Genomic DNA, 10,614 nt, shown 5'->3' with positions numbered 1-10,614 from the left:
GCGGAGTTCTACAAATTATGATCTATGAAGTTAGCGGAGATATTCTTCTTTCTAAGGCTCAAGCTATCGCCCATGGGGTTGCGCCAAATGACGATTTCAAAAACGGCTTGGCCTTATCGCTGCGCGAACGCTGGCCGGCCATGTACAAGGATTTTCGCCACTATTGTAAGACATATCACCCAGAAGCAGGGAATTTGTGGACTTGGAGAGGAGCGGGTGGGCCAATAATAATAAATTTACTTACACAAGAGGCAGCCTACGATCACGGGGGACACCCCGGTGAGGCAACGCTTCACAATGTAAACCAGTGTTTGCGAAATCTGGAGAAGGAAATCAAAAAGGAGAATTTAGCGAGCATAGCTCTACCGCGACTGGCTACGGGTGTTGGTGGCCTCGAGTGGAGCGACGTAAGGCCATTGATTGAGACTCATTTTGGCAACATAGACATTCCCGTAATATTATATACGGAATTTCATTCTGGGCTTGTCGCTCACGAGTCTGCCGCCAGGTTATAGCATTTACAAAAAGGATTTTTGTAAATGCTATAAACAGCAAGTGCGTAAGCACTTGCCAATAAACAACAAATACCGCTTCCAAAAAGTAAAATATTTAAGTTGCTTTTTGGACACGGTATATAAAATCAGTAGGGCGATCCACAGTAAACTGGATTCATTAGCTCATCTAGCGTTATTACTCTGTCAAAGTATGCCCGGCGGATAAGGCTTTCGTCTGCTCCTATCGTCGTTACCAACACCTTCTGAATGGTTCTGCTGGAAGGAATCTCCAGGAGGGCGAGTTTTCTTTCCATTTCATCAATCACGCTAGCGCGGCATTTTGACTGCAAGTACTTCATCTCGCAGACCGTTACCACCTTGTCGTCGCGTTCGTACAGCAGATCTATTTGAAAACCTCGACTATCTGCTTTTTCTTTCCGAAAATAAACTCCAGAGCGATAGCGCACTGCCCCAAAACCGAGAATATTGGCCAATACCCATTTATATTTTCTACAGAACCGTTCAAATGAAAAACCAAGCCATTTCTGATAGGAGGCGACATTAAGAGCAGCTGACGGATTAGTCTCGAACATGTTAGAGACTATTTCACTTCGTCGAGGCTTAATGAACTTAAAGTAGAACTGTAAATAATTGTCGGCTATCGCATATCGAGCTAACTTGCTGTCCTGCCCTAAGTTATACGGCGCGTATTTCTGGATAAAACCACTTAACTCCAAATTTTCTAGCAGCTCACTCAGCGTGCCACCAGGTTTTATCTTGAGATGCTTTGCTATATCACTACGGGAAGCATATTTTCTTTGGGCAAGAAATTCAATTATAGTTTTGTAATGCTTATTACTAGCAAGGCTACTGGTAAATACGCGTTTGTATTCGTTGAGAAAAAATCCATCGCGGAGAAATGACTGCTTACAGAGACTCAAAAATATCGAAGAACCAGTATGCATATACTTGAGATACTCTGGCATCCCGCCGACTGAAAGATACGCATCCATTACTTCTTGCGCGGAGATTTTGTCGCCAAGAAACTCTCTAACTTCAACCAGAGAGAACTCCTGTAAGGCAACTTCATACTGCGAACGATTGTACAATGCACTCGAGTGTAAGACTTTGTTAACCATAAAAGACGGTGCAGAGCCACAAAGGATCAAAATCAGACCATTGTTTTTTCGAAAGTAGTTGTCCCAAACATATTTCAAATCGCTCACTAATTCGTCCTTATAGTTAGCCAGCCACTGGAGTTCCTCGAGATATATGGTGAACTCGCCATGTTCAGTAGCTTCGGCAATCAATTTGAATATCTCGCGCCAGCTAGTAACCTTAACCTTACGCAATATCGGCTGCTCCAGATACTCTGCTAATTGCTCCAACACCGCCTCCCGTTGGTCATTTTCAGTCCTCCCTTCGAGCCCCTCGAACTTCAACACATTTCGCATTCTAAAGGTTTGTTCAATTAGTTCCGTCTTACCAACGCGCCTGCGTCCATGAACCACTACCATTGCTGACTCATTGCGTGCCATGATGGATCGAAGTAGTTCCTGCTCGCGCCTGCGTCCAACAAAGGTCCTATTTTCGCGAATCTTGTAGTATTTCATTGCGTATTAACAGCTGACTTGGGCGCCAAGAGATCTACCTTAGAAAGAATATCTTGGCCGATTAGGGCTAGTATAGCATGTTATAGGCCAACAAAGACAGCTGGATTTTGGCCGATCGTCGCCCACAGACTACCTCATGGGCCCCGCAAAATTCAGCTGCTGCTGAAAAACGCAAACGACGTAATGACCAGAATGGGGGTCTTTCAGTTTAGCTGTACAATATACAATAACGAAATCAGTAACTTACCTAAAATTGAAGTCTGCCTCTTAGCAGAATTATCCAGCCCGCTGCCAAGCCGCAAATTTCTTAGCAAAATACGTAATTATAATGTCTGCTCCGGCTCGCTTGATCGAAAGCAAGGTTTCAGCAATTACGGCATTTTCATCTATGAGTCCCTTCGCTCCAGCTGCCTTTATCATCGCGTACTCGCCACTAACATTATACGCAGCTAAGGGCAGGGAAAAGGTCTGCTTAACGCGCCAAATGACGTCTAAATAGGCAAGCGCTGGCTTTACCATTACTATATCTGCTCCTTCGGTAATGTCAGAAGCAACCTCTCGCAAGGCTTCATCGCCATTGGCGGGGTCCATCTGATAAGTCTTGCGATTGCCAAAACTCGGCGTCGAATCTACCGCCTCTCTAAAAGGACCGTAGTAAGCGGAGGCGTATTTCGCGGCATAACTCATGATAGCGGTATCGACAAAATTATTTTCATCTAAACACTGGCGAATTGCTAAAACCATTCCATCCATCATGCCAGAAGGTGCAATGACATCTACGCCTGCTTTCGCTAAGGAAAGCGCCTGCTTCTGTAGCTCCATTAATGTCAAATCATTGTCGACTTTCTCATTTACTACTACGCCACAGTGTCCGTGTGAAGTGTATTCGCAAAAACACAAGTCTGCCATGATCAACATACTTGGCACTTCTCTTTTTAGTAGCTCAGTTGCCTGCTGCACCACTGCATCGTCTCTGCAGGCATACGAGCCCACTTCATCCTTTTCATCACATAATCCAAAGAGAAGCACCGCATTAATGCCCAACTCTCGAAGCAATTTAGCTTCCTCAATTGCCGTATCTGGACTAAAATAATTTTGTCCCACGAGAGAAGAGATTGGTTTTTTCACGCCACTTCCAGCCACTAAAAATAAGGGGGCGACGAGGTCGTTACTTGAAACGGCAGTCTCTCGAACTAAAGATCTAAACTGCTCATTTTGTCTCAGTCGCCGATGACGGACACGTGGGAAAGTCATTCACTGCACTCCATTTTTTAGGCTACAGAACTGCCATAATAATCGACAATAGTATCAACTAACGCTTCTATGCTCGTTTCCTCGGCGACTATTTCCAAGCATAAACCTAACTCTTCAACCGTAGTCGCCGTTTCCGGGCCTATCACAGCTACCGGAATCTTAGACAGAAGGCCTTTCCAGTTGTCTTTCAAACATAAATCGCCTTCTTCAATAATCCTGATAAAATTTTTCACTGCCTGTGAGCTAGTAAAAATCATCATATCAATCTTATGATGGTGCAGATGACTTTTTGCCTGAGCAAAATCTACCACTTTTTCTTCGCAAATCTGTAAAAAGCGCCCCAACCCGCTAATCTCCTCACTACTATGCACTGGCATTCTTAAATCATAGACAGGTAGAGACACCAACGTAATCCATGGAACAGTTAAGCCTTGGGGAAGATGAGAGCTAGCAATTTTTCCGCGCAAAAGCAGAACTTTAATTGGCGACTGATCCGCCTTGTCGATATATCTAACCCTATTGAGATACTCCCTAAAACTTTCAGCAAAAGCCTCAGAATTTGCTACATCGCTTATGTAATCGACATTTAGACCATGCGACAACGCGCAAAGTTTTGTCTTCTTGCCAATAACTGCAATTTTACAGCGGCGCAAACCTTCCAAAGCTAGCAAGCTAGCTTTGTCATTTGCTCTAGTAAACTGCTCCGCGGTAACCTCTATCCCATTGGCGCTAGTAAAGACCACCCAATCGTCGCGCTCTAATATTCCCATTTCGCGTATCATTTGGCCCTTGATAAGAGAATCGGGCTCAGAAATTGCTATTGTTGAAAACTCGAGAACCTCACCACCCTTCTCCACCAATAAGTCGGTAAGCACTTTGGCCTGCGCATGCGGACGAGTATTTAAAAAAGTCAAACCAACTAATAAATTCGACGTCACAATGGCTAAGACCTAATATCGAATTGCTGGGAGACTACTGCCTCCCAGCAATTTCTTTTTTACACTTGCCTAAGCTAGGATAATGTTACATCGGATGCATACCCAACGATGAAATCTATGACGGCCTGATACTGCAAGTCCACAAAGCCGCTGAACTGAGATCCAGCAACCGCACACTGATCGGCCTGGACAGTACCAAAGCTATTAACACCTACGACAGACGCTACTCCATCGATTACCTGAATTACTGGTCCACCCGAATCGCCATTACAAATGCTTGCCCCCGAGCTCTCTAGCGACGCTAGCAGATTTCCTCCAACTCCATCACCCACAACCTCATCTATGACTAATTCCGCCGACTTCAATACTCCAACCTCTCCAAGATTATTAGTCCCATATCCAAAGGTAGACATGCGTTGTCCACTTTCCGTTAGCTGACTAATAAGAATCGGCACTGGCCCGATAGCCGGACTAGGAACCTCGGCGAGGGTCGCCATAGCAAGATCAAATGGACTTCCCACCGAACCATCATAAAATGGATGTATGGACAAATTTGAAACTTCAATGACTTCGATCTCACTTCCACCAACTACCGCAGCAAAGGCAACAATCTGAGTCCCATAATCGCGCAAAGGATTGATAAAGCAATGTGCCGACGTAAGAACGTCGTCTACCGTAACTAATGTGCCGGTGCAGATTCCAGCCATAAATATTTGACTTCCATCACTCGCAATCGGGAACAATGCAATGACCGGGGATCGAGCATCCGCGCTGCAAGTCTCTCCGTTAAAAACCTTAACATTGAGAGCTTCGCATCCACCACCGCCTTCGCCACTATCGCTACCCCCTCCCCCACATGCAACAAAACTTGCTATGGCCAACAAACAATAAATAACTCGCCCCCATCCTTGTTTCATAATTCCTCTGCTTTGCAATCGAACAAAAAAATATACTCCTGCCACTCGGTATAACTTACTTTCTATAAAGGGTATAGTATTTACGGTAATCACACATTCGCCTAGGAATACTGATCCATGCAAAGACTTTGGCTTCTTTCACAACTTATAATAATTTTAGCTAGTTACGCGGCATGTGGCGGCAACTCATCTGAGGACTTCATGTATGACGCGTGTATGGCTATCGGTGCGAAAATATTTAATGGCCAAGTCTGCAACGTCGAAACTTCTCCTATCGCAAAGATTCAAGTCCTTTCGCCAAAACTCACCGCTGGAACATGCTCCGGCATTGTAGTCGGCCACAATACCATACTAACCGCGGCACACTGCCTTCAAGACGCATTACTAGTAACTGTAAGCGTAGACGATATTTCCTTTGAAGTAGATAAAATTGGCACACACCAACAATTTCAAGTCGATTTGGACAATAAGGCGCTATTCTTCGATATTGCCATTATTACGACATTTAACGATCTCGGTGCTAACGCAATTCCGATTCTCGCCAGCAGAAATCCAGCAATTGGCGAAGAAGGCATAGTGTCTGGCTACGGAAAAGATAATTCAAACAACTCTGAATTCCTACTAGCCGCTGGAAATGTGACAATTACAGACACGACCAAAAATCACATCTTTAGTAGCCCTAAAAATGGTGGTGCAAACCCCTGCCCAGGAGATTCCGGTGGCCCGCTTCTCCTCTTTTACGATGGCGAACTAGTAGTTGCGGGGCTGGTATCTTCAGGCACCTCATCTAAAGGGTGCGGTAACGACGATATTACGCTTTATACCAATCTAACCAATCCACTGATCCTTGAGTTCATTGTCGACAACGTTCCAGACGCCGCAATGATGTAAAACGCGCAAGGCTCTTATGGCGTCGCAATACAACGCCCAAGAACATAACGACAAAAGGATCTTAAAAACCACGCATTATGGCCAAAATCACTAAGCTTTGAGCACGCCTCCCTGGCAACTTCGCTTGCCATCTCTCTAGCAGTCTCAAGTCCATAGAAACTCACATAAGTTACTCGACCAAGCTTCACATCCGACGAGCACTTTCTGTCCACAGAAGAGCCCTCATCACAAGAATCATTAATATCATCAACAATTTGATACAAGACGCCTAACGATGCGCCAAACTCGTTTAATTTCAATAACTTATCGCTGTTATCAACAGATCTCAGAAACAGAGCTGGGCCCATTACGGAAGCCTTAATCAAAGCAGCCGTTTTTTTTAGGTGCTTTTCTCGAAGTTCTTGCTCGAGAAACTCCCGGCGACAACTCTTATCTCTCTGCCCGCAGTCACTCTGCTCAACCGCATCCAAATCCATAACTTGCCCGCTACAAATATCGCTAAGCGCCTCCGCCAACAGCTTCACAAGCCTTATTCCAACCGCCGGCTCAATTTCTCTCGCCGTTGCAATGACTCTAAAAGCCTCACTCAAAAACGCGTCCCCACTAAGAATAGCGATCGCCTCACCGAATTTGCGGTGACAAGTCTCCCTGCCCCGACGAAAGTCATCGTCATCTATGGCGGGCAAATCGTCATGAATTAACGAAGAAGTATGCACGTATTCAAGCGCCACAGCCCATGGACAAACTTCCGCCATACTCACCCCCAACATCGCGGCACTAGCCATGGCCAATACTGGCCTAATGCGCTTCCCTCCACCATCCAAACAATAGCTCATAGCCGGATGCAGGCGAGAATCCAAAGCCACTACCTCAGCAAGAAGCGAGTTGGCCACCTCTACATATTCCTCAAGCTTCTTAAAAAAAAGAGGATCTACATATGCATCGACACCAACCATCTCACTAAGGCTCCCAATCGAAGAAGTAGCTAATGTTTTTGGCTAGTTAGAGCAGTAGACGAGCTAGCTAGCCGCCTGTAAAGCTCGTTTAGATCGGAAGAAGAATAAAACTCTAATATCAATTTACCCTGCGTCTCCTTGCCCTTTCTGCGCAACAAATTTACGCGAATGCCTAACGCCTGCTGCATATCCTCAACTATTCTTCTGTCCTCCGGCCTTATTTTTTCCCTAGTCTTTGTCGCAACCGTCCCACCGTGGGACGACCGCCTTGAGTTGCCCTGCAAGCCATCCTCTATCGCAGCAATTTCATCCTCCAACTGAGAGCGAGAGAGATCAGCTAATCGCAAGAGCAACTCCTTCCTCATTTCACGATCCTGAATCCTCGACAGCAACAAGATCTTACTCTCTGAAGCACCTTCAATAAGAGCGGACTGCAAATCGTCGGGTAGCATTAATACATCTATGCTCCTCTGAACCTGAGATTTCGATACGCCGAGCTGCTTCGCTATTTCTCGAACGCTCCAGCCGTAAGCATCGCGCAATTGGCCAAATGCTAAAGCCTTCTCCATCGAAGTAAGGTCGTCGCGCTGAATATTTTCGACCAATTGCTTAGCAAGGATTGTTCGATCCAGATCTTCTCCATTATCGATAATAGCCGGAATTTTCTCTAGTCCAGCTATTTTGCTGGCTCGAAGTCTGCGTTCACCTGAGATTAATTTATATGTCCCGGCATCTGTCGGTCTCACTAGTATCGGACACAATACTCCCTGTTGTTTGATGGAAGCAGCCAAATCCGACAATGATTGAGTATCGAAGACTCGCCGCGGTTGATCCGGATCCACGTCAATATCGCCGATTGAAAGCTCCCTGTACGGACTTCCAGATTGAGCGCGATCGACCAAGCTTGGTCCGGAAAATAGTGGATTGGATTCAAAACTTAATTTCTTGCGTGCCATTTGCTCAATATCTCCTCTGCTAAATTGCCATAATCTTCGGCGCCAGTAGACCTTGAATCGTATCTAAAGATTGAGGTTCCACCCGCTGGAGCCTCGGCCAAGGCAACATTTGTCCGAATTACGGTTTCGAACACCAAATTTCCGAAATATTCCCTAATTGTATCAGCGACCCCTCGCGCCAATCTGCGCCGCGAGTCGTACAGACATAACAGAACTCCACCTACTCCCAAAACCGGGTTATAGGCGGCTCGAACCTGATCTATTGTATCCAGTAGCTGGCGCACGCCATGCAAAGCCAAGTACTCGCTCTGAACCGGCACTATTACCTTGGACGACGCTACTAGGCCATTTAAAGACAGAAGCCCTAGCGATGGTGGGCAATCGACAATAATATAATCATAATCATCCACTACGTGCTCTAACGCCTTCTTTAGTAACAGCTCCCGACCTATTATTCCGCCCAATTCCAAATCAGCGGCACTAAGTAGAAGGCTAGCCGGCGCTAGATCTAACTTCTCCTCAACGCTAACGATGACATCTTTGAGCTTTGCGCCATATCGCAAGACATTATACATAGAAGCCGACTCAGCGGTTTCGTCCTTTGCAATGCCAAAATGAGCAGACAAATTTGCCTGAGCATCAATATCCACCAACAACACACGTTTGCCACGGGAGGCAAGCCCAGCGCCAAGATTCGCAGCGGTGGTAGTCTTGCCTACTCCGCCTTTTTGGTTCACTACTGCTAAAGTGTCCTTCATAATATTTCGCTAGACCTCAAAATTAACTGCAAATTAAAAAACTAACCATTATTACCGCCTAAAGCGATGCAGCAATAATAGTGGCAGAAAGCGAGTGCCCAAGTGAAAGCTCTTGCCTTCTAATTACCCCGACAAGAAACCTAATATTTATCCATTACCATAGTTCAAACTCAAATTGCACATCTTATAATATAGCCTTGCGAACTCTTATTTCGAGACTCGATATGGCGCTAAAACCCAAATACATCCTATTGCGATTTACTTAATAGGCATTGTGTCTAGATTTTTTTGTCTCGTATTTTCAAGGAGTTACGTGAGCACAACAGGGTCATTGGCTTGGCTATCGAGATCTGAAATAAGCAAGAAAGCTACAAACTACCGTGAATCGAACTAATACTCGTGAAGTGAGATAATATAAGGCAGTGACATATTAATAAAAAAACCAAACCGTTTTACGTTTTTTGAGGGGGAATGTTTATCGTATCTGCTCCTTATACTGCCTCCAAATAGTAAAATATCTAAGTTGCTTTTTGGACGCGGTATTTGTTGTTGACTGGGACAAAAACAAAATCGAGCGAAGGAAAACGTGGTTGTCGCTAAAAACTCTCGATTCTCGATAGCAACTTCTTATCGAGAATCGAGCGCTAAATGCACGTGTCTTCAACTAAGAACTATCGTGAACGAAAACAAAACAATAGTGAAGTGAAAAAAATGCTAGCGAGTAATGAGAAAAACTCTATCGTGATGCGAACAAAAAAATATCGTGTTTTCAAATAAATCTTCTGTGTTAACATGCTAATTTCTTTGATCTTTTTTCATCTCTACTAACATAACTAATATTACAAATAACTATTGATAAAACTTTCTATACGTTGTTTAAGATACAGCAAGCTACTTAAAGTTATGTTTTTTTGGAGAAGGGTTTTAAGCGTATGGCGGCCTCACCTTCACATCTAGTGGGAACTACGAGCGCTACTGAGTTAGCGACTAATAATCGATTGCTTTTAGTTTCGCGCGATGAAATGAATTTAGCGGAATTCCCATTAGCTGTTCTTTCTACACGAGTAGATCCTAAACTAAAGACTTTGGAATTTCGCGATGAGCAGCGATTAAAAAATGGGGAGGTAATGGCACGGGAATGGATTATTACCGCTGCCGATAAATTCGGCCTACCGACAGCAACTGATGATGACGTCATTCTAGCTTTGATGCGTTTAAGCATGAACCATGGTTTCCGCGAGCGCAAAGTTTTTTTTACGCGCTACGAGCTCTTGAAAATTCTCCAGTGGACTACAGAGGGTCGAAGTTATAGTAGGCTCATAAAGAGTTTTGACCGGTTATCTGGTGTGCGCATAAGAGCAACTAATGCTTTTTATGATAACGACTCGAAATCATATCAAACTTGCAACTTTGGCATTATTGATGCCTATGAAATAAACGATTCGCGTGGGAAAGCATCGCCTTCAAGCACAAATTGCCAAACTCCCAAAAGCTTTTTTACTTGGAGCGAGGTTTTGTTTGATTCATTTAAGGCAGGCTATATTAAGAAACTCAATTTAGAGCTGTATTTTGAGCTGAGCAGCGCAATTAGTCGTCGCTTATACCGATATTTAGATAAGCATTTTTATTATAAGTCTACTTTTGAAAAGCCACTCATGGTGCTGGCTTTTGAGAAGCTGGGTTTATCTCGCAACTATCGCTATGTATCCTCCGTGAAACAGCAGTTGGAGCCGGCGCTTGAAGAGTTAGTGCAAAAAAAATTCATTTCACATTTCGACTACGGTGGCCACGGTATGGACACAACTCTTCGCATTTATGCAGCTAGGCCAGCTTGTGG

The 10,614-nt window shown here is 44.6% G+C and carries 10 protein-coding genes; 3 read left to right on the top strand and 7 right to left on the bottom strand.

All coding sequences use genetic code 11. The annotated features are described in order from the left end of the window. Positions 1–17: 17 nt before the first annotated feature. On the top strand, positions 18–515 hold the full coding sequence (locus IT291_05235) for a macro domain-containing protein (GenBank protein ID MCC6220631.1): 498 nt from the start codon (positions 18–20) through the stop codon (positions 513–515). Between the two features lie 125 nt (positions 516–640). Here IT291_05235 and IT291_05230 read toward each other — a convergent pair whose 3' ends face one another. The 4 genes from IT291_05230 to IT291_05215 all read right to left on the bottom strand — a co-directional run bounded on the left by IT291_05230 (position 641) and on the right by IT291_05215 (position 5,216). Continuing rightward, positions 641–2,107, bottom strand: coding sequence for an ATP-binding protein (locus tag IT291_05230; GenBank protein MCC6220630.1), 1,467 nt, complete (start codon positions 2,105–2,107; stop codon positions 641–643). A 276-nt stretch (positions 2,108–2,383) separates the two neighbouring features. Further along, entirely contained in the window at positions 2,384–3,361 is a 978-nt protein-coding gene (gene hemB / locus IT291_05225; GenBank protein MCC6220629.1) for a porphobilinogen synthase, read from the bottom strand. A 17-nt stretch (positions 3,362–3,378) separates the two neighbouring features. Beyond that, a complete protein-coding gene (locus IT291_05220) occupies positions 3,379–4,299 on the bottom strand; it encodes a uroporphyrinogen-III synthase (protein ID MCC6220628.1) in 921 nt (306 codons plus the stop codon). Positions 4,300–4,373: 74 nt separating this feature from the next. Continuing rightward, positions 4,374–5,216, bottom strand: a complete 843-nt coding sequence (locus IT291_05215; GenBank protein MCC6220627.1) for a trypsin-like serine protease — start codon at positions 5,214–5,216, stop codon at positions 4,374–4,376. 117 nt (positions 5,217–5,333) lie between these two features. On the opposite strand from IT291_05215, the gene IT291_05210 reads away from it, so the two are divergent. After that, positions 5,334–6,107 (top strand): trypsin-like serine protease, encoded by a 774-nt coding sequence (locus tag IT291_05210; GenBank protein ID MCC6220626.1) that lies wholly within the window; start codon positions 5,334–5,336, stop codon positions 6,105–6,107. 14 nt (positions 6,108–6,121) lie between these two features. Here the strand turns inward: IT291_05210 and IT291_05205 are convergent, their stop codons facing one another. From IT291_05205 to IT291_05195, 3 genes are read right to left on the bottom strand one after another with little or no spacing between them, the layout of a single operon-like run. Beyond that, positions 6,122–7,063, bottom strand: coding sequence for a polyprenyl synthetase family protein (locus IT291_05205; GenBank protein ID MCC6220625.1), 942 nt, complete (start codon positions 7,061–7,063; stop codon positions 6,122–6,124). 29 nt (positions 7,064–7,092) lie between these two features. After that, the gene (locus tag IT291_05200) at positions 7,093–8,019 is read right to left on the bottom strand and encodes a ParB/RepB/Spo0J family partition protein (GenBank protein ID MCC6220624.1); all 927 of its coding nucleotides are present in this window, start codon (positions 8,017–8,019) and stop codon (positions 7,093–7,095) included. Further along, the gene (locus IT291_05195; protein ID MCC6220623.1) at positions 8,001–8,777 is read right to left on the bottom strand and encodes a ParA family protein; all 777 of its coding nucleotides are present in this window, start codon (positions 8,775–8,777) and stop codon (positions 8,001–8,003) included. Before IT291_05195 ends, IT291_05200 begins: the two co-directional genes overlap by 19 nt. A 932-nt stretch (positions 8,778–9,709) precedes the next feature. Between IT291_05195 and IT291_05190 the strand changes: the two genes are divergently transcribed. Beyond that, on the top strand, positions 9,710–10,614 hold a 905-nt coding region (locus tag IT291_05190), incomplete at its 3' end, for a replication initiator protein A (protein MCC6220622.1).

The organism is Deltaproteobacteria bacterium, assembly GCA_020845775.1.
GTDB lineage: Bacteria > Bdellovibrionota_C > UBA2361 > SZUA-149 > JADLFC01 > JADLFC01.
Note: the sequence above shows the minus strand (reverse complement) of the source record. Positions and strands in the feature narration are given on the sequence as shown.